Below are 26,927 nucleotides of genomic sequence, written 5' to 3'. Positions count from 1 at the left end.
GCGCGTTAATCCCTGTATTTTACCATGATCGTCTTGGCTGGTACAGGTTTTGCCCTGCGGAATCGTTTTATTGTAAAATGAAGAATCATAATTAAGGCAAAGGGGGAGCGCGCGGTTCATGGCAATCAGGGAACAGGGAACCGGCAAGAGGAAGCTTGACGGCGAAGGGCTGCATGTCTTTTTTCGGGAAATCGGGCAGCTGCACAAGCCGGAGGAAGTGACTTTCCTGTGCATCGGCACGGACCGGTCCACCGGCGACGCGCTAGGCCCTTTGACGGGCACCCGCCTGGCCGAATACGGATTCCCGCATGTGATCGGAACGCTTCCGTCGCCCTGCGACGCAGACAACTTGACGCTCAGAATCGCCGGGATTCCCGAAGAGCATTTTGTTATCGCCATCGATGCCTGCCTGGGTCCGCACGCGGCTGTCGGGTATTATTTTGTATCCAGAGAACCGCTGCATCCCGCGAGGTCGGTAGGGCTTCTTCTGCCCGCAGTCGGGCATTACAGTCTGGCCGCCGTGGTAGATGTGAGCGGACCTAAACCTTACCGGACCCTTCAGACGACGCCGCTTCACCGGGTGATGGGCATGGCCGGCGTGATCGCCGCGGCAGCGGCTGACGGATTCGGACTTTTAATGCGATGACAGCGTTTCAAACTCTCTTCAATCGGATTTATATAATTAATACCCCTGAATTGTATTTATATAAAAGAAAGAAGGAAGCAGTCATGGAGACGGTGCGTTGTGAAGGAAGCAATATTTGTTACAGCGATCAAGGGCAGGGCGAAGTCATTGTTCTGCTCCACGGTTTCTGCGGAAGCTCGGCCTATTGGGAGAAAGTGATCCCTCTATTGTCCGGGAGCTACCGCGTGATAGCGCCCGATCTGCGCGGGCATGGCTCTTCCGATGCGCCGCTCGGCGCGTACACCATTGAACAGATGGCGGGCGATGTCCTGTCCCTGCTCGATGCGCTGGATATCCCGAAGGTGACGCTGCTCGGACACTCGCTCGGCGGTTATATTACGCTTGCGTTTGCCCAGCGGTACGCTTCCCGCCTGAACGCCTTCGGCCTGATTCATTCCACGCCTTACCCGGACAGCGAGGAGGCGAAGGAGAAGCGGCTCAAGGCGGTAGCGACTATCCAGTCGAAAGGCATTAACGAATTTGTCGACGGGCTTGTCCCCGGCCTGTTCGCTCCGGATACGGCGTTCACTTCGCCGGAGCTCTTGCAGCGGGCCCGCGAGATCGGCTATAAGACTCCGCCTTCGGGTGCGGTAGGTGCAGCGCTTGCGATGAGGGAACGTCCCGACCGGCGGGATGTGCTGTCCGCCAGCTATCTGCCGATCCTGCTAGTGGCCGGAGAGAAGGATGAGATTGTCCCTCCGGAGAAAATCTTTACGGCGAGTGGCTCCAACGTCGCCAAGGCCGTCATCCCGGGCGCCGGACATATGAGCATGTTCGAAGCGCCGGAGCAGCTGGCTGCGGTGATTAGGGATTTTGCGGCGGTTCTCGTAAGATAAGATAAGATAACTGTAAGATAAGATGACTCGTAAGATAAGTAGTGGCAGTAAGAGATAACCGGTAAGATAAGCGGAGGGTGTTAGTCCGCTGCAAATAAGAGTTGCGCCACGTACAAGCGGGCGGTGTCTCACAGGAGACGCCGCCCGCTTGTCTGCGTGGATGTGGATATAGTGTATTCTACTGGAATCGCCGGATGGACGGGATGCAGAGCACCAGCAGGATGGCTGCGATTCCAAGGCCCGAGAACAGGCCGATCGTCAAGACGCCTCCGATCTGGTCGGCTATCCAGCCCACCATGATATAACCGATCGGAAGCAGGGCGAAGGAGCCCATCAAGTCCAGACTGGCTACCCGCCCGAACGCCTCCTGCGGCACCAGATCCTGCAGACTGATTTCCCAAATCATCGAGAAGAACATAATGCCGAAGCCCTCCAGCGCGAACAGGGCGATCGCCGTTCCGGCATTGGGAGCAAGGCTTAGACTGAACAGCGCAATACCGCTTATCAACGCTCCGCCGTAGGCAACAAGCCCTCTGCGCTTCCACTCTCCACGCATGCCGAAGATCAGGCCCGCCGCGATAGCCCCGAGACCGGAGAAGGTAACCGCCAGGCCATACAGGTAAGGCGACCAGCCGTTATGCACCTTGAACAGCCAGGGGATCAGCACACTGGTCACGCCGGTGAAGCAGATGTTGATGAAGCAGAAGGCTATGATTGTAATCCACAGCCAGGGATGGCTTCGCAGAACAGCGATACCTTCCATGAAATCCTGCTTCCAGTGGGTGGACGAATGACCGGGCTGCAGCGAAGCGGCTTCGTTCCCGGGCCCGTCCTTTTCCTGCGCTCCGAGTTCCCGCCTAAGCCTGAGCAGGCACGCTAGAGACAGCAGGTAGGTAAAGGCGTCGAGTCCGAAGCCGATTCCCGGCGGCCAATGAGTAATGAGCAGGCCGCCGAGAGCCGGACCAATCAGGCGAACCGCCTGCGTGGTAATCTGCGACAGGGAGTTCGCCGCGATCCGGATGTCGGGCGTGAAGACGACGGCCCGGACCGCAGCGTAAGCAGGCTGAAAAAGGCCGTCGAGCAGGCCATAGCCGGCCATGAGCAGCAGCAGAAGCGGGATGCTCAATGTCCCGGTAAGCGAGAGAACGGCTGTCCCCGTCATGATCACAAAGCGCAGAATGTCGGTCAGCAGCATAACGGATACCCGGTCGCTGCGGTCCACGATATGTCCCGCGAAGGGAAGCATCAGCACATTCGGCAGCATATAGGCGGCCATAACGATGCCCATCGTGGTAGTGGACCCGGTCAGCGAGTACACGAGCACCGGCAGAATTACCATCGTGACCGAGCTGCCCAGAAACGAGATCAAGTGGCCCAGCCAGAGGGAAGGGAAGGCGCGGGACCGGGCAAAAGGGGCAGCGAACCGCTGCAGCGTTCCGCTTCGTTTCTGCTCGGCGGCGTCTGCCGGCATCATGATTGGGCCTCCTTGTTGCTTTCATTGTCGTGAGGCTGAGGAAGGCGTCCGATTGCCATTTCAATGCCATATTCCTGGCCCTGCGTCGCTTTGGCCTCCCAGCCTGTAATGAGGTCCATCAAATCGCGGCGAAAATCCTGAAGCTCGCTGTCCGAAAGCGTCAGCCTTGTCGTAAAACGTTCGACCATATCCTCCGGAGGGAACTGGAACCCGGAGAACTCCGCAGAGCGGAACCAGGCTGATTTGGACTGGTAAAATTTCTGCATAATCCCGCCGGCGGCTTCTGTGCGCACAAGCTCCAGCAGTCCGCCTTCATAAAGCTTCTGAATATGGTAATGGACGTTGCCCGGAGTCTTGCCGAGCCGCTCGGCTGCCTGCTTGGATGTCAGAGGCTCCCCGGCCAGCGTCTGGATGATCTTGATTCGCAGCGCACTCTGCAGAAGCTTCTCCTGCTCTTCGTTAATTGGAAATACGGAACCAAGGGTTCTGTCTTGATCCTTAAAATCACTCATTGTTCGCGCCTCCTTGATTCTGATAAGTCTGGATTTGGTTCCGTTTTGTCTTATTCTTGAACTGGAATCCAATATGATCTGTAATCCAGATCATTCGTTTTTTCAGATTAACTCTGTCCCCGGATTTTGTCAATCTTTCATACTCCAAAACCTTCCTGCGTCATCGTCGTACCGGAACATTGGCGCATCCCGGTTTTGTAATGGCGGCTCCGGTGCTGGCGGCTCAACCGGCCGGGTGGTGGAATTGGCGCAGGGAATGGTTTAAGATAGGCGTGAAGCCAAGCTGTGGGGAGGCGAAAGATCTTGTTCCGTAGAGATTACATCGTCCGGATGATCGAAGACATGACCGGAATGATTGCGAAAGTATTCGCATTGAAGCAGGAGCGCAAGACCACGGAAGCGTTATGGGAAGTCGATGAGCTGATGAATAAGCATTTCCGGCTCAACTCCAGGCTCATGAATTCGCTGTCCGTGGAGGATATCATAGAGATGTTCCGCCTTGGTGGAGGCGTAGAGAGCGATAAGCTGCAGGGAATGGCCAGGCTGATGTACGAAGAGGGCGGGATTTATTTGGCGGGCGAAAATGTGGAGGAGGCTGTTCCCCGGCTAATGAAGAGCCTGCATCTCTATCTGTACGCGGCTCTTCACGGCGCCGACCGGGATCTTCTGAATTTGCCGGAGGAAATCGATGAATGCCTGAATGCCGTGGAAGCTTATCGACTTCCAGCCAAGAGTGAGCGGCTGCTGATGGCTTATATGGAAGCCGTTGGCCGCTACGGCAAGGCGGAGGATTCGCTGTACCGGCTCAGAGAGCATGGGGAGGATATCGGCAAGGAAGGCGAGGAGCTGTACAATCGGCTGCTGGCCAAAGATCAGGACGAGCTTCTTCGCGGCAACCTCCCGCTCGAAGAAGTAGCTGAGGGACGCGAGCAATGGCTGCGTCTGAACCATGCGGATAAGGAGACGGAGACATCATGACACTGCCCATTTATATTGTGGACGCCTTCACCGAGAAGGCCTTTGGAGGAAATCCGGCGGCGGTGTGCCTGCTTCAGGCACCGGTGCCTGAGGATTACATGTCCCGGGTGGCCGCAGAAATGAATCTTTCGGAGACGGCCTTTCTCTGGCCGGAGAACGGCGGCTACCGGCTGCGCTGGTTCACGCCGGCCGCCGAGGTGAAGCTCTGCGGCCATGCTACGCTGGCGAGTGCGCATACGCTGTGGGAGACAGGTGTTCTGTCTGCCGATAAGAGAGCGGAATTCCATACCCTGAGCGGGCTGCTGACAGCCGAGCGGAGCGGGGAGGGAATTACACTCAGCTTCCCTGCTTATGAGCTGACTCCGGCTGAGCCTATAGCCGGACTTGCGTCCGCTCTTGGACTGCAAGAGGAAGATGTGGAAGAACTCTGGCATTACGCCGACAACCTGATCGTCACCCTAAAGGACGAATCGCAGGTCCGGAGCATGAGTCCGGTCTTCACCGCCCTGACCGCGCTGCCGCCACGCGCTGTGGCGGTTACCGCACGGAGCCGGGAAGACGGCATCGACTTCGTATCCCGTTTCTTCGCTCCGTCAATCGGAGTGAACGAAGATCCCGTTACCGGCTCGGCCCATACGGCGCTCGCGAGTCTTTGGTCCGAGCGCCTGGAACGGCGGGAACTGACGGCCTATCAGGCGTCCGGCCGGGGCGGCCTGCTCCGGCTCCGCGTCTCGGACGGCCGGATATATCTGACCGGACGGGCGGTGACAGTGGTCAGCGGGCAGCTTCACGCCGCTCCCTGAAGCAGGCGGCGTTCAAGCCACAGACTGAAGCTCCGGCAATTCCGGCCGCCCGCTGCCTGGCGGCTCTCATTTTACCTATCAAGAAAGCGGGTTATCATCTTGGAATCCCTGAATACATTGATCGAACACATTATGGGGGGCCAATCCCTCATTGCGGGTACGCTGAGCCAGCTTCGCCGCAAGGAAGGCGCGACGTTCAGCAAGGTCGTTGTCAAACCCGTGCAGCTGAAGAACGGCATGCATTACCAATTCGCCTATTACACGGCTACCCAGGTGGAGCATAAGAATATTCCTGCCGAATCTGCGGGACAGGAGCTGGAAATGCTGCTGACGGACATCTTCCGTCAGGGGCTTCTCTGCACTGCTGACGCGGATTACCAGGTGCTGCTCAGCAAGAAGGGGAAGGCAACCGTGCTGAAGAAGCCGGCGACGAAACAGCCTGCTGCGGATTTGTCCCATAACCGCAAGAAGCGGTATGTGCTGGAGGACGGAGAGCCGGTGCCGTTTCTGATCGAGCTCGGCATCATGAACGAGAGCGGGAAAGTGCTGGCGAAGAAATACGACAAGTTCCGCCAGATTAACCGGTTCCTCGAAATGGTGGAGGATGTGCTGCCGTCTCTGCCGCAGGGTCGGCCGCTCACCATCGTCGATTTCGGCTGCGGAAAATCCTATCTGACCTTCGCGCTCTATCATTATCTGGCGGTCGCGGCAGGGCGGGAGCTCAGCATCGTAGGGCTGGACCTCAAGGCGGACGTCATCGCGCACTGCTCGGCGCTTGCGGAGAGACTGGGTTATAACAAGCTCCAATTCCTCGTCGGGGATATCGCGGACTACACGGGGCTTGACCAGGTCGATATGGTTGTCACGCTGCATGCCTGCGACACAGCAACGGATGCCGCGCTTGAGAAAGCCGTTCGCTGGGGCGCTTCGGTCATTCTCTCGGTTCCCTGTTGCCAGCATGAGCTGTTCGCCCAGATACAGAACACGGTCATGGAGCCAATGCTGTCGCACGGCATTCTGAAGGAGCGCTTTGCGGCGCTGGCTACCGATGGCATCCGGGCGAAGCTGCTGGATATTCTCGGCTACCGCACGCAGCTTCTGGAGTTTATCGATATGGAGCATACGCCGAAGAACATTCTGATCCGCGCCGTTCGCGGCAGCGGAGTGGACAGAGAGGCGCTCTGGCGCGAATATACGGCATTCCGTGACTTTCTGGGAGCCGATCCTTATCTGGAGCGGGCTTGCAGAGATCTGCTGCCGACGGAGAAATAAATACAGGGCCTTGGGTCAGGGCCGCTTGAATGAAGGGGCTTGCCGGATGCCGGCAGGCCTCTTTTTGCTTCAATAGCGATGAGAATCCCGTGTTCTGTTTCCGAAGCGGACGACGCATCATGATCGTCAGGCGGTTTTCAGGATCAACGATTTGCCCATATTTGTTACATGAAGCCGTTCTTTTGCCAAAGGCAAATTGGTTTGTCGCCAAAGGCAAATTGGTTTGTCGCCGAAGGTACATCGTCTGTCTCCGGCGATCGTCTTCGTATGACTATGACAGGGTTTGGCAAGGCTGCGGCTTGGAGACACTAAGGAGACGAGAATGGCCGCTTCGGGGGATGACGGTGATACAATGAGAATGCGGGAATTATTGAAAAAATGCATGCGCTGCATGTTCGGTTTCCTACACCCGGAAGGGATAAGCGCCGCCATTATTGCGGTTGTCGGGATTGCGGCGGTTCTCCGGCGCGGGCTTTATTTTGCGGAAGACGGCTATTTGCTCCTGGCCGTCTTCTTTCTGTTGTGCGGAGCACTGCTTATGATCCCCATGCTGCGGTGGACTGCCGGGGAAATGCCAGCCGGGGATTCCGACCGGTGCATAATTGCAGATGCAGCCGTGAAGAAGGATGGGCTGCGTCTGCGGAGTGCTGATAAGCTGCTCAGTCGGATGGCTCCGGGTGAAATCGGGGTGCTTGCGGGACCGTTTCTTCTGGCCGGGCTTTATGGCATTTCGCTGCTGCGTCATCCCGTATCGGCCCAAGGCACCGTGAATGAGCTGCTGAGCTGGAGCGCTTGCGGCTGCTTCGCCGTGCTCGCCTGGCGGGCCGCTTCACGGCGGCAGTCGGGGCGGCTGCTGCGCGCCGGCTGGCATCTTGCCGGCGGTCTGCTCTGCGCAAGCGGCCTGCTTGCCTATTTCCGCCTGCTGCCGATCCCCTATGCCGTGCTGACCGGAGCTTCACCGCAGGTCAGCGCTTCGGGGGCACGGCTCGGCGGGCTGCTGCAGTACCCCAATGCCTTCGGAGCGGCGATGGCGGTATTCCTGCTGGAGCGCCTGTTCGCTGCTGCTTCGAGGGCTGCGGGAACAGCTGATATGCGCAGGGGAGTGGGTGCCAGGCAGGGCGGGGCAGAGGGGCAAAAGCTGCGGGAGGGCGGTTCCCGAATGGCTGATGCGGAGGATCGGGATTGGTGGGGGTGCGGGGACGGAGCGGAGGGGCAGGGGCTGCGGGAGAATGCTGCCCGAGTGGTAGGGGCGGAGGATCGGGACTGGTGGGGGTGCGGGGACGGAGCGGAGGGGCAGGGGCTGCGGGAGGACCGGCGCGACCTCCGCCGGTCTGCCGTCTCAGCGGCGCTCCGCCACGCGCCGCTGTTCCCCTACGCCGCCGCGCTGCTGCTCAGCGAGTCGCGCGGCGCCTGGCTCGCGGCGGCCTGCGCAGCCGCCGCCCTACTAGCGCTGCAGCGGCGGCTCGCCCTGCCGCTGCTCGCAGCCGGGGCCGCCCCGTTCGCGGCGGCGGCCCTGCTGCTCCGCGGGCTGGCGCTGCTGCCCGCGGAAGCCCCGCCCGGCCTGGGAGCGGCGGCCGGGCTATGGCTCTGGGCCGGCGCGCTTGCGGCCGGCCTTCGCTTGAGCCGTCGGGCGGAGCGCCCCGGCGGGAGGAAGAGCGCCGCGCTGCTGGCGGCGCTGGCCTGGACGGCGGGCTGCGCCGCCGTCCTGCTGCTCGTGCGCGCGCGGGGAATCGGGCCGTCCTCGACAGTGGGCGCGCGCTTGATCATATACCGCGACGCGCTGCGGTTCGCGGCCGAGGCCCCCTGGCTGGGCAGGGGAGGGGAGACCTGGCATAGCGCGTATCTCGCGATCCAGTCCTCCCCGTATGCCGGGAGCCAGGTGCACAGCGGCGTCCTCGATCTGCTGCTGGATCTCGGGGCTGCCGGATTGACTGTCGCTGCGGTAAGTCTCGCAGCGGCGGGCGTGCAGATCGCTATCCGGTCGCCCCGTCTGCTGGCTCCGTTCCTGGCACTGCTCCTGCATGCGTCAGTCGATTTCGACATGAGCTATACGCTCTTTCGACTGCTGCTGCTATGGCTTCCGGCGCTGGCCTTGGCTGAAGGGAACGGCATCGACCGAGGCCAGGAGGCTGAGGTAGCGCCGGGGCGGGTGCTTAATAGGGGGAGAAGAGGAACTCTCTCCACCCCCTTTTTCAGCGATTCGGCTTCCAGCGATGCGGGAGAACTAAGAGACGGCTTGCTCAAAGATTCGGCCCTCGGCAGTGACGGTTTGGCCTTCGGCAGCGCTCGTTTAGATCCCTACACCCCCGGTGTTTCCGGCTTCTGTACCCCAGTCGGTTCTTCGCCTGTTTCCCGTTTGGCCTGGATAAGTACCGGACAGAAGAGGCCTGAGCGCTGCAAGCACCGCCAACCCTTCCACTCCATTGGCCGCCGCCTTGGAATAGCCGGAGTCTGCGTGCTGCTAATCGGGCTCTCCACGCTGTCCTTCCGGAACTGGCGGGGAGAGACCTTGTTCCGGCAGGCGGTGTCCGCTTCTTCGAATTCCCGGGCGGTACAATTGGCGGAGCGGTCGCTTGACTGGAATCCGCTCTCCCCGAAGAGCACCGTCGTCTTATCTTGGCTGCTGCCCGATCCGGGAGAGAAGCGTGAAGCAGCGGAGATGGGGTTGCGTTATTCGCCGCAGGACCCTGCTCTGAGCTGGGCGGTGGCTGAAGAGGCCCTGAAGTCGGGCAATCCGGGTGAGGCGCTGCGCCAAATCCGCCTTGCGGAGCGGGCGGACCGGTTCAATCGCTTGAAGTGGACGGAAGCCGCAGAAGGAATGCTGAAGCTGGGGGAGGCATATTTGGCGAAGGGCGACCGGATAGAGACCATGAGGTTTGCAAGAACCGGCCGCGAGCTGTTAAGGCAGTACCGTCTGCTTGCGGAAGAGCAGGAAGCGGCGCTGCTCAACAGAAGAAATGACCGCCGTTTTCGTTATACCGCCGAAGCCTCCGGGCTGGATGAACAGTTGAAAGCCCTGGAGCGCGCGGCCTCAGGGCTTGAGAATGGGTTTACAGAATCTGTCAGGCTTTCAAGCGGCGGTAATCAAACCACGAATACACGTACGGAATCAGACAGGAGAGCAGGACTACAACAGGCAGAATATAGCCATACCCCTTGACCGGCACGAATGCGCCCAGGAAGATGATAACGCCGCTAATGGTCCAGAGCGTTCCCGTCAGCCGATGCGTCCGGCGCCAGACCTCGGGGCTTGCAAGTGTCCAGGGCGTCTTGACGCCGAGAAAGTAGTTGTCCTTGATCTGCGGCATATAATTGCCCATAACCATGAAAGCGAGGCCCATGATGGCCATGGCGATGCGGTTAGCCGGAAGGGAGACGCCGAGACCATACAGGACCGATACCATCAGCGCACTGTCAAAAATGAGGGATATAGCCAGGCGAATCATCGCATGGGCATTCTCAAATTTGAAGTAGCGCTCTCTCTTCGGGTCAATCGCCCGCGTAAGCTGAATCAGCGCAGGCATGAAGATGCCGAGTGCCCCGAACAGGCCGATCACCGAGTTCTTGCCCCAGAAGTTGTCGAACTCTCCCGATATACCGATGTGGGACGGCAGCTGCGCCGGCAGCCGGTCATAATTGACGAGCGCGAATATGACGGTCAGCAGACCGGCACCGACCGCTACCGTATCCTGCCATGTCCATTTGAAATGCTTCATGTGAAATCTCCTCCCTGGCCGGCCGCTTGCGGAAAGCCCCGCTTCGCTTCTCCGGCGTTCTTTCAAAATATGCCTGATTCTCATCTCACTTGCCTTTCTTGTCCTGAAGTCCTTCTGTCAGCTCCAGCATCCAGCTCAGAACCTCCTGAAGCACAGTGGTGTTAAGCGTATATCGGATGAACTGGCCCTGCCTCTCATCCTGGACAAGCCCCGCCGCTTTCAGCGCGTTCAGGTGATGGGATATGCTTGGTTTGGACATCTCGAAGCATTCGGCGATCTCGCCCGCTGTCATGTCCTTGTCCCGGAGAAGCCGGATGATCTGACGCCTGGTCGGGTCGGCCAGCGCCTTGAACGAATTGTTCATTGGACTCTAACCTTTCGATATTTAGATAATTAACTAAATATAAAATTACACGGTTAGCTCGCTATTGTCAATCCGGATTCCCGCCCGTTTCGCCAAAGTAGAAGTCTTAAGCGCGCCTATGCTAGAATAGGCTAATAGAAGCTGGCTACATAGAAGAGTGCGCGATCGGCCCGGCGCGGATTCTCCGCATCCCAGGCAGGCCCGTCTGCATTCGAATCAAATGGAAGGAGGATGGAGCGTGCAGGCACTTTCGGATTTTGTGTCACAGCTGTTCGACTGGATTCAGAGTCTGGGGTATTTCGGAATTATGATCGGACTTATGGTTGAAGTCATCCCGAGTGAGATCGTTCTAGCATATGGCGGCTACCTGGTCCATCTGGGCGACATCAATTTCTTCGGAGCAGTTCTGTTCGGAACGATCGGGGGAGTAGTGGCGCAAATTTTCGTGTACTGGATCGGGCGCTATGGAGGAAGGCCGGTGCTTGAGCGGTACGGCAAGTACATTTTGATCAAGAAGCACCATATCGATCATGCGGAGGACTGGTTTAAGAAATATGGAACCGGAGTCATATTTACCGCACGGTTTATTCCGGTAGTTCGTCATGCCATTTCGGTCCCGGCGGGAATTTCCCGTATGCCAATCTGGCGGTTCATTATGCTCACCACACTGGCTGTCATTCCGTGGAGCGCCCTTTTTGTATATCTGGGAATGACTCTGGGAGAAAATTGGAAGAATATAGACGAGAAGGCGTCTGCGTATACGCATGAAATCATCATCGGCGCTCTCGCCCTGATTGTTGTGTATTTTCTGTTCAAATGGCTTCAATCCAAAAAGAAGAGAGGGAACGCGGAATGAAACAGAACCTCGCTGCCAAGCTCGGGAAAGGGCTGTCCCCCCGTCAATTCGTCGAGAACATGACCAAGAACCAGCAAGCCTTTGAATCCTGGTACGAAGCCTTCTCCTGGCAGGATGAAGATGACAAGGCGTATTTTGAAAGCCTGAACCACCGGGACGACCTGCGCTGCCTGATTCTGGCGGCCGACTGGTGCGGTGATGTAGTCCGCAATGTTCCAGCTGTATTCCGGATTTTGGAGACCGCAGGCATCCGGACGGAAGTGCTGATTCTGGAAGAGAATCAGGATGTGATGGACGATTACCTGACCATGGGCGGCCGCGCCGTTCCGATCGTCATCATTGTTGATACCGGCGGTTATCCGTTAGGGTCTTGGGGCCCTCGGCCGCGCCGTGTGCAGAAGCTTATGGAAGAGTTCAAACGTGAGAATCCGGACCGCGAAGCGCCGGAATATGAAACCAAGATTGCCGGGGTCCGCACGGCCATGGGCCAAGCTTATGGCGAAGGCACGGAATATCAATCCGTAATTGCCAAAGAGCTGCGCGAACTGATCTCCGGCTTGTAAGGGGTGCGGAATGCTGAATATTCGCAGTTTTTCATTGGGGCCGCTTCAGACGAACGCTTATCTTCTGACCGGAGAGGATGCTTCCAAAGGCATCATTATTGATCCGGGCATGAATCCCGGCGCTCTGATTCGGGCTATACAGGATATGGAGATCGAGGCGATCCTGCTGACCCATGCTCATTTCGATCATATCGGCGGGGTGGATGAAATCCGGAAGCTCAAGAACTGTCCGGTTTATCTTCATGCCCTGGAGGGCGACTGGCTGGATAGTCCGAAGCTGAACGGCTCGCTCATGTGGCCGAACGTATCGCCTCCGATTTCGACAGCGCCTGCAGAGTATGACCTGGATGAGGGGCAGACGCTTGAACTGATCGGACATTCCTTCCGGGTCTATCATACACCGGGTCATTCACCGGGAAGTGTTAGCTTCCTTTGCGGGAACGATCTCTTCTCGGGCGATGTGCTGTTCCGCCTCGGTGTAGGACGAACGGATCTTCCGGGCGGCCGGGAGAGAGATCTGTTCGATTCAATCAAGGGCAAGCTGTACAAGATGCCGGACGACGTGACCGTCTATCCGGGACATGGACCTCGTACGAGAATCGGCTTTGAGCGGACCAATAATCCATACGTATCCTGACCGCAGATCATTCTCCTTCATTCGACAAATGTTGAAAAAGGGCTGGACAATAGGATACAAACTTGCTACAATTACGTTAATTTAATGTAACATTTACCTTGCGAAGCACGCAGACTGAGGCCTGATCCCGGTTTGCGTTCTTTTTTTGTGTTTTTTAGGGGGAGTGGCAAGTGGAGGATGCTGAAGTGGAGCTTGATATACGCGATCTGATTGATATCCGGCGGCCTGATGAGATAATTGAAGCTGACTTCTTGATTGAAGTGCCGGACACGGAGACGGCCGCCATTACCCGGAAAGAAGACGTAAGCGCCGGAGATAAGGCGCCAGGGACTGGTAGTGCGGATATTTCCATCAAGTCGGTTAACGATACATCATATAGACCGGCTCATTTGGCATATTCGGGAATGGGCAGCAAGGATGTTTCTGCCGTGCCGTCACCTTTGTTTTGGAGCTTTCCGGCGGGCCGGGGAGCCAAGCAGCCGTGGAGAACAAGGCTGTGGGAGCACCGGAGCAGCCAATCCTAATTTTTTTCGGGCAGCGCTTGAACGTTTTGCTTCTCTCAATCGTATTACATATGCATTTTGTATAAATCACAGAGCGATTTCAAACCAACAATATAGAGATCAGAAGGATTTTATCTGTCTATATTGCACCAGCTAGTGTCTCTGTTCGAATTATGCAGAAAGCTGTCAAAGGAAATCAGTGTATTGGTGGAGGAACCGATGGGCGACGATGAGTCCCAAATGATCCGCAGAGCACGGGAGGGGGATTCTCTTGCACTTGCGGAGCTGCTTAAGCAGCACTATCCGTTTCTGTTCAAGTATTTGCTCAAGGCTACGATGGATCCTCTGCTTGCGGAGGACATTGCTCAGGACACCATGGTGAGATGCATGGAGAAGCTTGCTTTGTACAATGGCACGTCCTCCTTCTCCTCCTGGCTGATAACCATAGCAACGCGCATCTATATTGATAAGCTCCGCCGCAGCAGAAAAGAAGCGGACTTGTTGAAAGAGCAGGCTCTGCGTTCCATTCGCTGGAAGTTTGAAACCAGTGGCGAGGAGTGGAACGGGGTGCTGGAAGCCCTGCCCCGTATTTCCGCAGATCAGCGGATTGCACTGCTGCTCAAACACTACTATGGCTACAGCTATAAGGAGATAGGCGGCATCCTGGGCATTCCCGAAGGTACAGCCAAATCGAGAGCGTCATATGGACTGCGGCAGTTGAGAGAGGAGATGAGCCGCAATGACTGAAGAGAAGGGTAAGCCGAATCCGAAAGATCACACAGAGCGGGGCGATATAACGGAAGAAGCTGTGTCCCGTACAGATGATCCAAGGGTAACTTCGTCCGATGAGCTTCCGGATGACTTGCTGTTTGAACTGATGGCAGGATTGGACCGGCTGGATACGGTATATGCGGAAGAGTCAGCTTCCCCTCCACTGGACGTTCTTGCCCGAGAGCTTAAGGCGGCTGCCGAGCAATCCAGATTGAAGAAGAGGAAGGAGCGGCGGCTGTTCGGAGTCATTTCGCTGGCCGTTATCGCCCTCTCAATACTTGCCGCCGTAACTTCGCCGGTTCTGTACTGGAGCTTGCAGGGACTCGTTCCGGTTGTAGCGCTTCTCGCGGCGATTTGGAGAGCGGGAAGGAGGAGACGGACGGAATGGAAATGAAGCACCCGAGCGATCTTCCTTGGTGGGCATGGACTCTGCTTGCAGTGCTGCTGTTCAGCCAGGGCACTCTGCTGTTCCGGGATGCCCGGGAGAGGGGAAGCTCTCCGTGGTTTTGGGGAATTTGGGGAATGACCACAGTCCCGCTGCCGACGGTGCTGTATCTCCTGTTCGTCGTGTATCCCGACCGAAGACGGAGGCGCGCGGAGCAAGAGGGAACGGATAGAACGGACTGAGACGAGACCTCGCCAGGTTCATCAGGAATGGAGGGGATTGAAGTGAAGACACCGGATTGGTCGCTTTTATGGCCAGTTATTGCCTTGCAAGGCCTGCTTGCTGTTATCGGATTGATATCTCTGGCCCGGGCCCGGAGCGTCCGCGGCCCGAAATGGTTATGGGTCCCGATTATCCTTCTCGGAAATCTGCTGGGCAGCATCGCCTATTTTACTATCGGGAGGAAGGACTAATGCCGCTGCTTGAAGTATCGGATCTGTACAGGGAGTTTAAGGGACGCCCTTATGTGAACGGGATCAGCTTCGACGTTGAGCATAAGCGATGCGTGGCTCTTCTCGGTCCGAACGGAGCCGGCAAGACGACAACACTGCGCATGCTCGCCGGGATGCTCCCTCCGACACGCGGCAGCATCCGGTATAAGGGAGAGCCTCTAGGAGAGAGCGGCCGCCGGGAAATCGGCTATTTGCCCCAGTCTCCCGCTTTTTATACCTGGATGACCGGAGAAGAGTACATGCATTTTGCCGCGCGCCTAAGCGGGATCGGCGCCAAAGAAGCCGTCCGGCTTTCTGCCGATGCTCTTGAACGTTTGGGTCTTCAAGAAGCGGCCCGGCGCAGAATCGGGGGCTATTCCGGAGGCATGAAACAGCGTCTCGGACTGGCGCAGGCGCTCGTGCACTCTCCCCGTCTGCTTCTGCTCGATGAGCCGGTATCGGCGCTTGATCCGTTCGGCCGCCGCGAGGTGATGGATATCCTCCGGGAAATCCGGAAGGATGCCGCCATTCTGTTCTCTACCCATGTGCTGCATGATGCCGAAGCGCTGTGCGACGATATTATTCTCATGAACAAAGGGACGATTGCCGAGCGCGGAGAGCTGTCCGCTCTTAAGGCCAAATATACCCGGCCGGTCCTCAGCCTTCGCGTCGAGAAGCGCAAGGAGGCACTGGAGTGGCTGGAGACGCTATCGTCCCGTCCCTTTGTCCGCGAAGCCTGGATGGAGGAAGAAGGCTCGTTAAGACTGGAGGTCGAGGATATGGAGTCTGCAAGGTCCACCATCCTTCGGGAGGCTGGGCAGCAGAGCGTTCCCGTGCTGCGGTTCGAGAGAGATTCATTGTCGCTGGAGGATGTCTTTATGAAGGCGGTCGGACAATGAGAATCCTTTGGATTTGCTACCGCAAGGAAATGCTCGAGATGCAGCGCAGCTACAGGCTGCTATGGATTCCCGTCGTGTTCATCCTGCTTGGCATGATGCAGCCGATTTCAGCCTACTATATGCCGGAAATTCTGAAGATGTCGGGCGATGTGCCGAAGGGCCTTCTGGATTCCTACCAGATCCCGGGCGCAGGCGAGGTTATGGCCAAATCGCTTGGACAGTATGGCATGATCGGCCTGCTGGTGCTTGTCCTTTCGGCAATGAACAGTTTCGCCGGAGAGCGTGAAGGAGGCATTGCGGAGCTGCTCCTGTCCCGGCCGCTTTCCACTTCCACCGCTGCGTCTGCGAAATGGCTGGCCCACCTGACACTGCTGGTTCTTTCTCTGGGGCTCGGTTCGGCTTTTGCTGCTTACTACACGATCCGGCTTATAGGGGATCTGCAGTTTGGACCGGTGTTTGCCGCTTCCGCCATATATGGACTCTGGCTGATGTGCGGCGTTTCGCTGACCCTGCTCTTCAGCTCGTTTCTTCGCGCACCAGCCGCAGCTTTCCTGGGGCTTGGTGCGACCGCCGTTCTGTCGCTGCTGCATCAGCTGCTGCCGGGAAGGCTGCAGTGGTCGCCGGCGGCGTTGACGCAGCTGTCGGCGGGACTATTGGACTCGGCAGATGAACTGAGATGGTATCTGCCAGTGTTGTCGGGGATCGTGTTCATTGCCTGCTGTATAGGGGGAGCCGCCCAACTGTTCAAGCGGAATAAACTTCCTCGTACCTGATCGGTATTTATACCCGACTATACTAGTTTAGTAGCTTGACCGCATCAGATTTCAGGGCATGCCCCTGCTCGTAGGCGGATCAGCTGTCGCTAATTAGTCTCCAGTCGCCTGATTGATTATATAAATGTAACAACTTTTTTTCTATTTCAAGAAAATGCGACAATTTTCATGGTTGCTCCCTTTCTTCCTGTAGACAGTCCTATCATTTTTTAGTAGACTGTTGAAAAGCACAACACGAAACAACTCGATTAGAGTTAAAGCTCAGGAGGTAGGGCGATGCTGCGTTTAGGAGAGAAAATAGTCATTGTCGCGGACGCTTTCGAGCAGAATCTTCCTATCGGGGATTACGGGTACGTTATTGCATATGACCGCAATCCGGATAACGCGTTTGATTATGTCATTCGCATCCCGCAGGCCAACCGCAATTTCTATGTAACGGCGGAAGACGTTGAGACGGAAGCGGACCTGCTGACCGAGGAAGCGGAAAGAGCCACACATGAGGCTTTGATTGATTATGCTTTGTCCACGCACAACGAGAAGCTGTTTTACCATTTGATGAACGGTGAGGCGGGTCAGGCGGAAGAGATAGAGAGTACTCCTAAGGAAAGCATGACACAGGCGGAATTCATTAAACAGGTGAATCTTCGAGCTTGGATTTAAGATAAGGCCGGCGGCAAGCCGGCTTTTTTATATGCTCAGAACGTATTATCTTCAACAGCCGGCCCCTCCCGATACTGCAAGAAGAACTACAGCTAACGAAGAGTTCGGCAACTTTTTCCATAAAAAGATTCAGATTAGTGTTTTCGAATGTGCCCGGACATGCCCTGAATTTGGATACCCCGCATGTCAGGCTGGCTCAGGGGATTGATGCATAGCGCAATTTATAGTGGAAAGCGGATAACCGGCGGCGGAGGGCTGGCTGGGTATGGTGAACGGGCGCCTTGGATAGGCGCCTTTTTTATAGGCGTTACTTATTTGGGGGAGTTTGCGCAGACTTCAATAAATCGGCCGCCGGCGAACCCGGAAAGGATAGATTCGTTGCTCCATTCTTTCCCTCTGCGAACTCTGGCCGCTGCCGGAGTGCCGCCCCCTGCGCGGGTTTGGTTATCCTGAAGGGAAGTATAACCGCATTGAATTGTATACGTATCTACAATATAATTAGTAACGTTATCCGGGCGCTTTAGCCCTTTAAACAGGAGGGATACGCAAGATGAGCATTACCGTCAAGGACGTGCAGCATGTGGCCAAGCTGGCCCGACTGCATTTAAGCCCGGAAGAAGAGGCTTTGTTTACAGAGCAGATGAACGCCATTTTACAATATGCGGAGAAGCTGGGCAGCCTGAATACGGACGATGTGCCGCCGACAACCCATGTGCTGCATGTCAGCAATGTGATGCGTGAGGACGTTGTGAAGGAGAGCATCACCGTGGAAGAGGCCTTGCTGAATGCGCCGGACGAAGAGGACGGACAGTTTAAGGTACCGGCGGTTCTGGATTAATTACATGGCTAAAGGAGATGACATTTTGAGTCTGTTTCAATATCGTCTTTCTGAATTACATAACTTGCTGCATGACTCGAAGATTTCGGTCAGCGAACTGACTGAGGAATCGCTGTCGGCGGTTGCCCGTCTGGACGGCGACATTCATGCGTTCCTGACGCTGAATGAAGAAGGCGCCAAGTCTGCTGCCCGTCAGCTTGATGACAAGCTGGCTTCGGGAGCGCCGAGAGGGCTTCTCTTCGGGATCCCGGCCGGAGTCAAGGACAATATCGTAACCAAGGGACTGCGGACAACCTGTGCCAGCCGTTTTCTGGACAACTACCAGCCGATTTACGACGCTACGGTCGCGGCCAAGCTGCGGCAGGCGGATGCCGTGACGATCGGCAAGCTGAATATGGACGAGTTCGCCATGGGCGGATCGAACGAGAACTCCGCCTATGGCGCGGTCCGCAATCCATGGGACCTCGAACGGGTGCCGGGCGGCTCAAGCGGCGGCTCCGCTGCAGCGGTTGCCGCGGGCGAGGTCTTCTTCGCCCTGGGCTCGGATACCGGCGGCTCCATCCGCCAGCCGGCTTCGTACTGCGGCGTTGTCGGCCTGAAGCCGACTTACGGCCTGGTGTCCCGCTACGGCCTGGTTGCCTTCGCCTCCTCGCTGGACCAGATCGGTCCGCTGACCCGGACCGTCGAGGATTCCGCCTATGTGCTGCAGGCAATCGCCGGCTATGATCCGCAGGACTCCACATCGGCGAAAGTGGATATCCCCGACTACCTAGGCGCCTTGACCGGAGATGTCAAAGGACTGCGCATCGCCGTGCCGAAGGAATACGTCGGCGAGGGCGTTGACGCCTCCGTCCGTGACACGGTTCTGGCCGCCCTGAAGGTGCTCGAGGATCTGGGCGCCGTCTGGGAGGAAGTCTCTCTGCCGCATACCGAATATGCGGTAGCCACCTACTATTTGCTGGCCTCTTCGGAAGCCTCCTCCAACCTGGCTCGCTTCGACGGCGTTCGCTTCGGCGTGCGGGTGGACGATGGCAGCGGCCTGCTGGACCTGTACCACAATTCCCGCAGCCAGGGCTTTGGCCCCGAAGTCAAGCGCCGGATCATGCTCGGAACATATGCGTTGAGCTCCGGCTATTATGACGCCTATTACTTGAAGGCGCAGAAGGTGCGTACGCTTATCAAGCAGGATTTTGACGAAGTGTTTAAGAAATACGACGTGGTTATCGGACCGACTGCTCCGACAACGGCGTTCAAGCTCGGCTCCCAGACCGAGGACCCGCTGACCATGTATTTGAACGATATTTTGACCATTCCGGTCAATCTGGCCGGCATTCCCGCCGTCAGCATCCCTTGCGGCTTCGCCGAAGGACTGCCTGTGGGCCTGCAGATCATCGGCAAGGAATTCGACGAGAGGACGGTGCTGCGCGTAGCGCATGCCTATGAGCAGCATACGGATCATCACAAGCAGCGTCCGCAGCTGTAACCGGTCCATAAGGAGGGAACGAGATCAACATGCCATCATCCAAGTACGAAACCGTCATCGGTCTTGAAGTTCACGTCGAGCTTCATACCCAATCGAAGATTTTCTGCGGTTGCTCCACGGAATTCGGAGCGCCTCCCAATACCCATACCTGCCCGGTCTGCCTGGGCCATCCAGGCGTCCTGCCGGTCTTGAACCGCCAGGCGGTGGATTATGCCATGAAAGCAGCCATGGCGCTGAACTGCACAATCGGCAACGTTAGCAAGTTCGACCGCAAGAACTATTTTTATCCCGATTCGCCGAAGGCTTACCAGATCTCCCAGTTTGATCAGCCGATCGGCCTGAACGGGTGGCTCGACATTGAAGTGGACGGTGAGACGAAGCGAATCGGCATTACCCGCCTTCATCTCGAAGAGGATGCAGGCAAGCTGACCCATGTGGACGGCGGCTACGCTTCGCTTGTCGATTTCAACCGTGTCGGCACGCCGCTGCTCGAAATCGTCTCGGAGCCGGATCTCCGTTCTCCCGAAGAGGCGAGAGCATACCTGGAGAAGATCCGCGCGATCATGCAGTACTGCGACGTCTCTGACGTCAAGATGGAAGAGGGCTCGATGCGCTGCGACGCGAACATCAGCCTGCGGCCTATCGGCCAGCAAGAATTCGGAACGCGCGCGGAGCTTAAGAACATGAACTCCTTCCGCGGCGTGCTGCGGGGACTGGAGTATGAGGAGTTCCGCCAGGCCGAAATTCTGGACGAGGGCGGCGAAGTTGTGCAGGAGACGCGGCGTTGGGATGACGCCAAGGAGAAGACCTTCGCCATGCGCGGCAAGGAAGAAGCCCATGATTACCGGTACTTCCCCGATCCCGACCTGATCGTGCTGCATATCGACGAGGCCTGGAAGGAATCGATCCGTGCTTCCATTCCGGAGCTTCCGGACGCTCGCAGAGCGCGCTACGCCGAGGAATACGGCCTGCCCGCCTACGATGCGGGTGTCATTACCTCCTCCAAAGCGCTGGCCGATTTCTTTGAGGGAAGCCTGAAGTTCACTGACGACGCCAAATCGGTCTCCAACTGGATCATGGGCGACCTGCTGGCTTATCTCAACAGCAACAATCTGGAGCTGTCCGAGGTCAAGATTACCCCGCAGGGCCTTGGCGAGATGATCGGCTTGATCGACAAAGGGACCATCAGCAGCAAGATCGCCAAGACCGTCTTTAAGGAAATGCTCGAATCCGGCAAGCTGCCGGCCCAGATCGTGGAAGAGAAGGGGCTTGTGCAGATCAGCGACGAGGGAGCCATCAAAGGAATTGTGGAAGCGGTCGTTGCGGCCAATCCGCAGTCGGTTGAAGATTACAAGGCAGGCAAGCAGAAAGCGATCGGCTTCCTTGTCGGCCAGGTCATGAAAGAGAGCAAAGGCAAGGCCAATCCCGGCCTCGTGAACAAATTGCTGGCAGAAGTGCTGAACGGCTGATTGCCGTATTATAGAGGCTGATTAAATAGTGAAGGCTTGCCGTCTGCGGCAGGCCTTCGGCAATTATGAAGGAGAGTCCCGGCATGAACACAATTGCGAAGCTGAATCTGCAGGACGAAGATACGCTGGACAGTCTGTGGAGCCTTCAGCATAAGGCATATCGCCTTGAGGCGGAACGGATTGGTTTTGATGCGATTCCTCCGCTGCTGGAGACCCGGGACATGCTCCGGAACTGCGAAGAGAATTTTTACGGCTGCCTGGACGAAGACGGCGATTTGATGGGAGCGGTTGCTACCGAGGAAGAGGATGTGGACAGTCTGACGATTACCCGCATGATGGTCAGTCCCGATCATTTTCGGCAGGGAATCGCGGGCCGGCTGCTTGAGCATGTATTCGGACTGTATCCGTCTAAGAACCGGTTCATCGTATCAACGGGCAGGAAGAATGATCCCGCCGTCTCCCTGTATCTCAAGCACGGCTTTACGCCCGTATCAGCTGCGGAAGTGGCTCCGGGTGTAGAGCTGGTCGAGTTTCACCGTGCCGGGGGACGTACCCATTGACGGATGGCGAGAAAGGAGGAGGGCCCGATATGAAGAATCCGAGTCATCCGGCGCTGACGCCCGAAGAGAAAGATCATCAGACTGAAACGGAAAAAGAATACGAAGATCCGCAGTCCGATGAAGGAACCGCCGATGCGCCGGTGATTCCGCCACGGACCAAGCGGCGCCCCGTTAAGCGCAAATTTATTGCAGGTCTGATGGCGGCGATTATCCCGGGCGTGGGCCACTTGTATCTGGGCCTTCTCCGCAAAGGGATATCTTTTTTGTTCGCCATCATCCTGGATATTGCGGCGCTGCTATATTTTTCATCGATCGGCATGCAGATTAACGTTCCGCTGCTCATCCTGCTGGCGCTGTTGATTCCGTGCCTGTATTTCTTCAATGTATATGACGCCCTCCAGTCCGCGGACCGGATCATCCGGTTTATGAAGATGAACGCTGCGGAATATGAACTCGCGGAGGAGAAGCCGCAGCGCACCCGGCTCATCAGCGAGCCAGGCATTTCCTTCGGGCTGTTCCTGTTGGGAGGAGGCGTGCTGCTGTTTCTATTCAGGCAAAAGCCCGCATGGCTGCAGTTCTTTATCGAGCATCATGCGGGAGCGGCGGCGGGAGGTGTTCTGATCGCAGCCGGCCTGCTCTTTATGCTTCGGGAGATCACCTTGAGCAGACGGCGCGGCGCCGCTGTTTCACCGAAGCTTCGGATTGGGCGCTATACGTCTTCGATCGTGCTGATTGGCGTAGGAGCGCTTCTGTTCCGGGATTGGCTGCTGGGAACGGACGATATGCTTCTGCTGCTGAAATGGTGGCCGGTCATCCCTATTCTGTGGGGGCTGGAGTATCTTATCCTGTATACGGCTGCGAGAAGACCGCGCAGCAGCGGAAGCCGGCGGCGGGTTCAGCAGGATTTGCGAAGCCTTGTACCTGCGATTTTGCTGGGAGCCTGTGTCTTTATCGTGTCCGAGCAGGAGCATTACCTGCAGCTCTGGAATAAAGTTAGCCTGAATCTGACAGCGGCGGCTGTAGATTACGGCGAAGCCAAAGGCAGCCGATTCGTCAAACCGTCGGTTGCGATTCCGGTTGAACTGAACTCGGCAAAGCTGACTGTGGACGCGATTAACGGCGACATTCTGGTACACCGCAGCCCGATCGATGATATCGAGGTAACGGCAACCGTCTGGGTGGACCAGCTTTCAGGTGTACGGGCTCAGGCTGTGTCCGACCAATCGTTTATCGAAGTGACGGAAGGCCCAACCATTAAGCTGACAACCAAGGGAAAAGCCTACGGAGACTCCGGCAAACGCCAGCCGCGTATTGATCTGGATATCGCCGTTCCCGACACCAGACGCTTCGATCTGCAGATTACGACGATGAGCGGTGGCATTACGCTGCAGAATGTGGAAGCGATTCAGGATATCGGCATCGAGACCGGCAACGGTCCGATCATTCTGCATCAGGTATTCGGCAACATCAAGGGCAAGACTCTGAACGGTGAGGTTCGCATCCGCAACATACAAGGCACAGCGGATTTGACAACCAACGGGGGCGATATGATGGCCTGGAATGTGTCATCCTCGCTGAAACTCTCCACGGCGGTCGGCAATATTGTTGCGGAGGGGAGCGGGGCGGAACTTGATCTGTCGACCAAGAACGGCAATGTGAATGTCAAAGAGGCGCCCTCATCGCTTAATCTGCAATCACTGAACGGGGTGATCGAAGCGCGTTCCTCTTCCGTTCAGGGGGACTGGAATATTTACAGCGCTGTCGGCGATATCAACCTGTACCTGCCGGAGATTGCGAACTATTCGCTGAAAGGCTCAAGCGGCTATGGCAATATCGAAAGTGACCTGCCGGAGCTCACCATCGACAAAAAAACGATTACCGGCACAGCCGGAACAGGCGAATACAAGATCGATGTCGAGGGTAACAGCAATTTAAATGTGAGAAAACAATGAATAAACAAATTTTTATTAAATAATAATCAATATAATTAAGTCATCGCGTTGACAATCCTAAAAGAACGGTTTTACAATAAATACAATAGCGTTTATAAAATCATGGATTGATATGTAAAGGCGGTGACAGGGATGGGAAGCGGCGTACAACACGCACTGGAACAATTGAAGACGACGGGAGTCCGCATTACGCCACAACGCCACGCGATCTTGACGTATTTGATGGAATCTATGAATCACCCGACCGCTGACGAGATTTATCGTGCGCTTGAGCCCAAGTTTCCAAGCATGAGTGTGGCGACCGTGTACAACAATCTCAAAATGTTCATGGAAGCTGGTATGGTCCGGGAACTGACTTACGGCGATAATTCCAGCCGCTTCGATGCCAACGTAACCGATCATTATCATATTATTTGCCAGGAATGCGGCAAAATTGAGGATTTCAGCTATCCTTCCCTGCATGAGGTTGAGCGCAAAGCCGAAGAGGAAACCGGGTTCAAGGTTCATGGCCTCCGGATGGAGCTTTACGGGATTTGCGGCTGCTGTGCAGGCAAGAAGCATTAGACCGGTGTTGGGATTGAATAAGAACAGGCGCTGGCTCAGCCGCTCATCGAGCGGCTGCCTTTTGCCCGGTGTCAGAACAACGTGGGGATTCCGAGGATAAGCGGATGATGCACGTTTCTTTTTTTGTTGGCGCTTTTTCCGTACTACTCAATACAGCCATTATGGAGGATTTGCTTTGAGCAGAAGATTGAAATCGAGACGTAACAGACCTGCAAGACGGGGCGGCTTTCTCCGAAAGCTGGCGGGTCTCCTGATTATAGCCGCTGGAGCCTGCGCCCTCGTTTTATTTGTACTGCCGAACCCGTTTCATACCGATCCGGAGTGGAAGGGTAAGGATAAACCTATCTTTATCAAAGGCGAGTTCACCGGTTACTCCGCATCAGGGGAAGGGGAACAACTCCTTCTGCCGCTTCCGCTGCTGCAAAAAGCCGTCGACCCGGCCATTCGATATGAAGCAGGAACCAAATCGGTTATTTTGACAACGGACCGCAAGCTGCTGCTCATGCAAGCGGATAAGAAGGCGGCGGCGCTTAACAATCAGCCGGTCCAGCTTCGTCTGGCCCCGGTGGAGAAGGGCGGAGTTACCCTTTTGCCTGCCGAATCGTTAAAGAACTTATACGGTCTCGATGTCCAGGAGAACAAGGATACGGGAGCTGTGCTGCTGATGACGGCCGGGGAGTCGGTCCCGCTTGGTGTCGTCAAAGAGAATAAAACCTCTATGCGCAGTGAAGCGACTATTCATGCCCCGATTTTAAGCAAGATGGGCAAGGGGACGAAGCTGAGAATCTGGAAGAAGCAGGACGATTGGCTATATGTACAAATGGATAACGGCTATGCGGGCTATGTGAAGGCTTCGGCGGTTCAGGACAATGGGACGAAGACGGTAGAGAAACCGAAGAGCCCTCCAACCCGGGCCGAGAGCAGCTGGAAGGGTAAAGCCGTGAACCTTACCTGGGAGGCTGTATATACCAGTAATCCGGACACCTCTTCGTTGGGCACTCTGAAGGGAGTCAATGTTGTAAGCCCGACCTGGTTCAATATCGTGGACGGCCAGGGCAATGTTCGGAGCCAGGGGGACCCGGCCTATGTGACCTGGGCGCATGCCAAGGACAAGGAAGTCTGGGGCCTCTTAAGCAACAGCTTCGACGCCGACCTGACTACCAAGGCGCTCTCTACTTATGAGAACCGGATGCGGACGATTGAGCAGATGATGGAGTACGCCGATCTCTACGGCCTGGATGGTATTAACATTGATTTTGAAAATGTGTATACCGATGACGGCGACAATGTCACCCAGTTTGTGCGGGAGCTCCGGCCGATGGCCCAGGCGAAAAATCTGATTCTTTCCATTGACGTCACCCCCAAGTCGAACAGCGAAATGTGGTCCCTCTTTTTTGACCGCCGCGCGCTGGGCGAACTGGTTGATTTCATGATTGTTATGGCGTATGACGAGCATTGGGCGTCCAGTCCGGTAGCAGGCTCGGTGGCATCCTTGTCCTGGTCGCAGACGGCAATGGAACGAATTCTGGACGAGGATGATGTTCCTGCGGACAAGCTCATACTGGGGGTTCCGCTGTATACCCGAATCTGGAGCGAACAATCCGTGGACGGGAAGACCAAAGTCAGCTCCAAATCGGTGGGTATGAACCGCGTAGCCACGATTATCGGCACGAAGAAGCTGAAGCCGGTGCTCTCCAAGGAGACAGGCCAGAACTATGTGGAATATCGGGAGAACGGAGTCCTCAACAAGATTTGGATCGAGGATAAGGTATCTCTTCAGTCGAGAGTCAAGCTCGCCAAATCGCTTAAGCTTGCCGGGATTGCGTCCTGGAACCGCAGCTTTGCCGGAGAGGGAGCCTGGGAGACGCTGAATACGATCCACAAATGAGGAAAGAACCTTCTGTCCGATCCGGCGGGCCGGAGGTTCTTTTGCTGGCGGATTAGACAGTCTGTTCCGCAAGATGATATAAGGTGATACATGCCGTTTTGGGAGGGAACAAGAGCCCTGTCTCAAGATATCCGGCAGCAGATCCCATGTGTGAAAAACGTTGATATTGGCTAACATGAGGATCATGAGTCATTTCTCCCAGCTTAAATATAGTTCGGTCGTCCAGAAGGAACTGATATGGGGATGTAGAATTAGTAGATATAACTGAATGGACGCAAAATCGCCAAATTTGATGGAGGACGATATGGAATTATCCAATCTGACATTATTAAATGGAGATATCTTTGATGCCAATGCTCTGGGAGCTGTGGCATTGAGCTCTTTAGGGAACGCGCCCTTTCAAAGTGCTCTGCTTCATGACTTCGATAAAATTATCATGGTTATTCATCCCGACCCGAATGAACGGCAGCGGTATGGCAACCATCTTATACATGGCGAATCACGGACACAGACCATGCATGTGGAGCTTTCACAGCTGGAACGTTCTCTGCTGACTGGAGACAACAATGAGCGGGTGGTCTGTCTGCTCGAAGGCGACATTTTGTGGGACCCTCAAGGTATTATCAGCCGGCTTCGGGAGGAAATCAAGCTCTTCGGCGAGCCATTGCGAGACAGGATGATCTTTATTGAGTTCGCCCGTTTTCTTCATATGTACGTGAAATCCAAACGCTATTTGCAGGCCTGCTGCTTCATGGATTCCTACAACTGTATTCTGATGTCGCTGTATCACTGGGCTAAGATGGAGGTTTGCGAAGCGGGGCAATATCCGACACCTGCGGTGTGGGAACAGGTTAAGAGTCTTAACAATTCCGTCTACAAGCTGTACGAGGAGCTCGCGATCAGCGGCGAGACCGTTGAACAGCGGATTGAGCTGGTGCAACTGGCCTGTGAGTTCTCTCTAATGTCCAAAATGGTGGACTGCTGCAAATGGCTCC

29 protein-coding genes (1 of these 29 running past the window's edge) are annotated in these 26,927 nt (G+C 56.2%); 25 read left to right on the top strand and 4 right to left on the bottom strand.

Features of this window, described 5'->3' with window-relative positions; translation table 11 throughout:
* Positions 1-118: 118 nt before the first annotated feature.
* Positions 119-646, top strand: coding sequence for a spore protease YyaC (gene yyaC, locus PSTEL_RS22190; protein WP_038698719.1), 528 nt, complete (start codon positions 119-121; stop codon positions 644-646).
* Positions 647-729: 83 nt separating this feature from the next.
* Positions 730-1,521 carry an alpha/beta fold hydrolase gene (locus PSTEL_RS22185; RefSeq protein ID WP_038698717.1) on the top strand — a complete coding sequence of 264 codons (792 nt, stop codon included), beginning with the start codon at positions 730-732 and terminating at the stop codon, positions 1,519-1,521.
* A 178-nt stretch (positions 1,522-1,699) separates the two neighbouring features.
* Here the strand turns inward: PSTEL_RS22185 and PSTEL_RS22180 are convergent, their stop codons facing one another.
* Together PSTEL_RS22180 and PSTEL_RS26495 are read right to left on the bottom strand one after the other, a co-directional pair.
* The gene (locus PSTEL_RS22180; RefSeq protein WP_038701492.1) at positions 1,700-2,992 is read right to left on the bottom strand and encodes an MFS transporter; all 1,293 of its coding nucleotides are present in this window, start codon (positions 2,990-2,992) and stop codon (positions 1,700-1,702) included.
* Positions 2,992-3,507: an ArsR/SmtB family transcription factor gene (locus tag PSTEL_RS26495; RefSeq protein ID WP_052098841.1), complete on the bottom strand. Its 516-nt coding sequence runs from the start codon at positions 3,505-3,507 to the stop codon at positions 2,992-2,994. The genes PSTEL_RS22180 and PSTEL_RS26495 overlap by 1 nt, the downstream gene beginning before the upstream one ends.
* 303 nt (positions 3,508-3,810) lie before the next feature.
* On the opposite strand from PSTEL_RS26495, the gene PSTEL_RS22170 reads away from it, so the two are divergent.
* The 4 genes from PSTEL_RS22170 (at position 3,811) to PSTEL_RS22155 (ending at position 9,720) form a co-directional block, all read left to right on the top strand.
* Positions 3,811-4,485: a DUF6483 family protein gene (locus PSTEL_RS22170; RefSeq protein WP_038698715.1), complete on the top strand. Its 675-nt coding sequence runs from the start codon at positions 3,811-3,813 to the stop codon at positions 4,483-4,485.
* Positions 4,482-5,288, top strand: coding sequence for a PhzF family phenazine biosynthesis protein (locus PSTEL_RS22165; protein WP_038698713.1), 807 nt, complete (start codon positions 4,482-4,484; stop codon positions 5,286-5,288). The genes PSTEL_RS22170 and PSTEL_RS22165 overlap by 4 nt, the downstream gene beginning before the upstream one ends.
* Before the next feature lie 132 nt (positions 5,289-5,420).
* On the top strand, positions 5,421-6,560 hold the full coding sequence (locus PSTEL_RS22160) for a class I SAM-dependent methyltransferase (RefSeq protein WP_052099334.1): 1,140 nt from the start codon (positions 5,421-5,423) through the stop codon (positions 6,558-6,560).
* A gap of 391 nt (positions 6,561-6,951) precedes the next feature.
* Positions 6,952-9,720 carry an O-antigen ligase family protein gene (locus PSTEL_RS22155; RefSeq protein ID WP_169744618.1) on the top strand — a complete coding sequence of 923 codons (2,769 nt, stop codon included), beginning with the start codon at positions 6,952-6,954 and terminating at the stop codon, positions 9,718-9,720.
* Here PSTEL_RS22155 and PSTEL_RS22150 read toward each other — a convergent pair.
* Complete coding sequence (locus PSTEL_RS22150; RefSeq protein WP_052098838.1) at positions 9,623-10,276, bottom strand: SdpI family protein; 654 nt, start codon at positions 10,274-10,276, stop codon at positions 9,623-9,625. The two genes, PSTEL_RS22155 and PSTEL_RS22150, sit on opposite strands and share 98 nt — an antisense overlap.
* An 85-nt stretch (positions 10,277-10,361) precedes the next feature.
* The gene (locus tag PSTEL_RS22145; RefSeq protein ID WP_038698707.1) at positions 10,362-10,640 is read right to left on the bottom strand and encodes an autorepressor SdpR family transcription factor; all 279 of its coding nucleotides are present in this window, start codon (positions 10,638-10,640) and stop codon (positions 10,362-10,364) included.
* A 238-nt stretch (positions 10,641-10,878) separates the two neighbouring features.
* Between PSTEL_RS22145 and uptA the strand changes: the two genes are divergently transcribed.
* From uptA to PSTEL_RS22050, 19 genes are all read left to right on the top strand, one after another.
* Positions 10,879-11,496, top strand: coding sequence for an undecaprenyl phosphate transporter UptA (uptA, locus tag PSTEL_RS22140; RefSeq protein WP_038698705.1), 618 nt, complete (start codon positions 10,879-10,881; stop codon positions 11,494-11,496).
* Complete coding sequence (locus PSTEL_RS22135) at positions 11,493-12,059, top strand: thioredoxin family protein (protein ID WP_038698703.1); 567 nt, start codon at positions 11,493-11,495, stop codon at positions 12,057-12,059. Before uptA ends, PSTEL_RS22135 begins: the two co-directional genes overlap by 4 nt.
* Before the next feature lie 10 nt (positions 12,060-12,069).
* Positions 12,070-12,696: an MBL fold metallo-hydrolase gene (locus PSTEL_RS22130; protein WP_038698701.1), complete on the top strand. Its 627-nt coding sequence runs from the start codon at positions 12,070-12,072 to the stop codon at positions 12,694-12,696.
* Positions 12,697-12,866: 170 nt separating this feature from the next.
* Positions 12,867-13,220, top strand: a complete 354-nt coding sequence (locus PSTEL_RS22125; RefSeq protein ID WP_038698699.1) for a hypothetical protein — start codon at positions 12,867-12,869, stop codon at positions 13,218-13,220.
* A gap of 186 nt (positions 13,221-13,406) precedes the next feature.
* Positions 13,407-13,946, top strand: a complete 540-nt coding sequence (sigY, locus tag PSTEL_RS22120; RefSeq protein WP_342666584.1) for an RNA polymerase sigma factor SigY — start codon at positions 13,407-13,409, stop codon at positions 13,944-13,946.
* The gene (locus PSTEL_RS22115) at positions 13,939-14,364 is read left to right on the top strand and encodes a YxlC family protein (protein ID WP_038698695.1); all 426 of its coding nucleotides are present in this window, start codon (positions 13,939-13,941) and stop codon (positions 14,362-14,364) included. The genes sigY and PSTEL_RS22115 overlap by 8 nt, the downstream gene beginning before the upstream one ends.
* Positions 14,355-14,597, top strand: a complete 243-nt coding sequence (locus PSTEL_RS22110; RefSeq protein WP_342666530.1) for a sigmaY antisigma factor component — start codon at positions 14,355-14,357, stop codon at positions 14,595-14,597. The genes PSTEL_RS22115 and PSTEL_RS22110 overlap by 10 nt, the downstream gene beginning before the upstream one ends.
* A 42-nt stretch (positions 14,598-14,639) precedes the next feature.
* Complete coding sequence (locus tag PSTEL_RS22105; protein ID WP_342666529.1) at positions 14,640-14,828, top strand: PLD nuclease N-terminal domain-containing protein; 189 nt, start codon at positions 14,640-14,642, stop codon at positions 14,826-14,828.
* A gap of 5 nt (positions 14,829-14,833) precedes the next feature.
* Positions 14,834-15,745, top strand: coding sequence for an ABC transporter ATP-binding protein (locus tag PSTEL_RS22100; protein WP_038701484.1), 912 nt, complete (start codon positions 14,834-14,836; stop codon positions 15,743-15,745).
* A complete protein-coding gene (locus PSTEL_RS22095; RefSeq protein WP_038698691.1) occupies positions 15,742-16,518 on the top strand; it encodes an ABC transporter permease subunit in 777 nt (258 codons plus the stop codon). Before PSTEL_RS22100 ends, PSTEL_RS22095 begins: the two co-directional genes overlap by 4 nt.
* A 276-nt stretch (positions 16,519-16,794) precedes the next feature.
* Positions 16,795-17,178 carry a hypothetical protein gene (locus PSTEL_RS22090; protein ID WP_038698689.1) on the top strand — a complete coding sequence of 128 codons (384 nt, stop codon included), beginning with the start codon at positions 16,795-16,797 and terminating at the stop codon, positions 17,176-17,178.
* A gap of 550 nt (positions 17,179-17,728) precedes the next feature.
* Positions 17,729-18,016 (top strand): Asp-tRNA(Asn)/Glu-tRNA(Gln) amidotransferase subunit GatC, encoded by a 288-nt coding sequence (gene gatC, locus PSTEL_RS22085; protein ID WP_038698687.1) that lies wholly within the window; start codon positions 17,729-17,731, stop codon positions 18,014-18,016.
* A 25-nt stretch (positions 18,017-18,041) separates the two neighbouring features.
* On the top strand, positions 18,042-19,499 hold the full coding sequence (gene gatA / locus PSTEL_RS22080; RefSeq protein WP_038698685.1) for an Asp-tRNA(Asn)/Glu-tRNA(Gln) amidotransferase subunit GatA: 1,458 nt from the start codon (positions 18,042-18,044) through the stop codon (positions 19,497-19,499).
* A 29-nt stretch (positions 19,500-19,528) separates the two neighbouring features.
* Positions 19,529-20,968 (top strand): Asp-tRNA(Asn)/Glu-tRNA(Gln) amidotransferase subunit GatB, encoded by a 1,440-nt coding sequence (gene gatB, locus PSTEL_RS22075; RefSeq protein ID WP_038698683.1) that lies wholly within the window; start codon positions 19,529-19,531, stop codon positions 20,966-20,968.
* Positions 20,969-21,051: 83 nt separating this feature from the next.
* On the top strand, positions 21,052-21,528 hold the full coding sequence (locus PSTEL_RS22070; protein WP_038698680.1) for a GNAT family N-acetyltransferase: 477 nt from the start codon (positions 21,052-21,054) through the stop codon (positions 21,526-21,528).
* A gap of 29 nt (positions 21,529-21,557) precedes the next feature.
* Complete coding sequence (locus PSTEL_RS22065; protein WP_052098832.1) at positions 21,558-23,480, top strand: DUF4097 family beta strand repeat-containing protein; 1,923 nt, start codon at positions 21,558-21,560, stop codon at positions 23,478-23,480.
* A gap of 132 nt (positions 23,481-23,612) precedes the next feature.
* Positions 23,613-24,044 carry a peroxide-responsive transcriptional repressor PerR gene (gene perR, locus PSTEL_RS22060; protein WP_038698678.1) on the top strand — a complete coding sequence of 144 codons (432 nt, stop codon included), beginning with the start codon at positions 23,613-23,615 and terminating at the stop codon, positions 24,042-24,044.
* Between the two features lie 175 nt (positions 24,045-24,219).
* Complete coding sequence (locus PSTEL_RS22055) at positions 24,220-25,932, top strand: glycosyl hydrolase family 18 protein (protein ID WP_038698676.1); 1,713 nt, start codon at positions 24,220-24,222, stop codon at positions 25,930-25,932.
* A gap of 304 nt (positions 25,933-26,236) precedes the next feature.
* Positions 26,237-26,927, top strand: partial view of a nucleotidyltransferase-like protein gene (locus tag PSTEL_RS22050; protein WP_038698675.1) — the 5' portion only. It continues 182 nt past the right edge of the window; only the first 691 of its 873 coding nucleotides appear in the window; the start codon lies at positions 26,237-26,239; its stop codon lies off the right edge, out of view.

The organism is Paenibacillus stellifer (assembly GCF_000758685.1).
In the GTDB taxonomy this organism is placed as follows: Bacteria; Bacillota; Bacilli; order Paenibacillales; family Paenibacillaceae; genus Paenibacillus_AQ; species Paenibacillus_AQ stellifer.
Note: the sequence above shows the minus strand (reverse complement) of the source record. Positions and strands in the feature narration are given on the sequence as shown.

Bases quoted from the DNA above. Each gene is read 5' to 3' on its own strand.
- yyaC (WP_038698719.1), top strand. From the start codon at position 119: ATGGCAATCAGGGAACAGGGAACCGGCAAGAGGAAGCTTGACGGCGAA.
- PSTEL_RS22185 (WP_038698717.1), top strand. From the start codon at position 730: ATGGAGACGGTGCGTTGTGAAGGAAGCAATATTTGTTACAGCGATCAA.
- PSTEL_RS22180 (WP_038701492.1), bottom strand. From the start codon at position 2,992: ATGCCGGCAGACGCCGCCGAGCAGAAACGAAGCGGAACGCTGCAGCGG.
- PSTEL_RS26495 (WP_052098841.1), bottom strand. From the start codon at position 3,507: ATGAGTGATTTTAAGGATCAAGACAGAACCCTTGGTTCCGTATTTCCA.
- PSTEL_RS22165 (WP_038698713.1), top strand. From the start codon at position 4,482: ATGACACTGCCCATTTATATTGTGGACGCCTTCACCGAGAAGGCCTTT.
- PSTEL_RS22160 (WP_052099334.1), top strand. From the start codon at position 5,421: ATGGGGGGCCAATCCCTCATTGCGGGTACGCTGAGCCAGCTTCGCCGC.
- PSTEL_RS22155 (WP_169744618.1), top strand. From the start codon at position 6,952: ATGTTCGGTTTCCTACACCCGGAAGGGATAAGCGCCGCCATTATTGCG.
- PSTEL_RS22150 (WP_052098838.1), bottom strand. From the start codon at position 10,276: ATGAAGCATTTCAAATGGACATGGCAGGATACGGTAGCGGTCGGTGCC.
- PSTEL_RS22145 (WP_038698707.1), bottom strand. From the start codon at position 10,640: ATGAACAATTCGTTCAAGGCGCTGGCCGACCCGACCAGGCGTCAGATC.
- PSTEL_RS22135 (WP_038698703.1), top strand. From the start codon at position 11,493: ATGAAACAGAACCTCGCTGCCAAGCTCGGGAAAGGGCTGTCCCCCCGT.
- PSTEL_RS22130 (WP_038698701.1), top strand. From the start codon at position 12,070: ATGCTGAATATTCGCAGTTTTTCATTGGGGCCGCTTCAGACGAACGCT.
- PSTEL_RS22115 (WP_038698695.1), top strand. From the start codon at position 13,939: ATGACTGAAGAGAAGGGTAAGCCGAATCCGAAAGATCACACAGAGCGG.
- PSTEL_RS22110 (WP_342666530.1), top strand. From the start codon at position 14,355: ATGGAAATGAAGCACCCGAGCGATCTTCCTTGGTGGGCATGGACTCTG.
- PSTEL_RS22095 (WP_038698691.1), top strand. From the start codon at position 15,742: ATGAGAATCCTTTGGATTTGCTACCGCAAGGAAATGCTCGAGATGCAG.
- PSTEL_RS22090 (WP_038698689.1), top strand. From the start codon at position 16,795: ATGCTGCGTTTAGGAGAGAAAATAGTCATTGTCGCGGACGCTTTCGAG.
- gatC (WP_038698687.1), top strand. From the start codon at position 17,729: ATGAGCATTACCGTCAAGGACGTGCAGCATGTGGCCAAGCTGGCCCGA.
- gatB (WP_038698683.1), top strand. From the start codon at position 19,529: ATGCCATCATCCAAGTACGAAACCGTCATCGGTCTTGAAGTTCACGTC.
- PSTEL_RS22070 (WP_038698680.1), top strand. From the start codon at position 21,052: ATGAACACAATTGCGAAGCTGAATCTGCAGGACGAAGATACGCTGGAC.
- PSTEL_RS22065 (WP_052098832.1), top strand. From the start codon at position 21,558: ATGAAGAATCCGAGTCATCCGGCGCTGACGCCCGAAGAGAAAGATCAT.
- perR (WP_038698678.1), top strand. From the start codon at position 23,613: ATGGGAAGCGGCGTACAACACGCACTGGAACAATTGAAGACGACGGGA.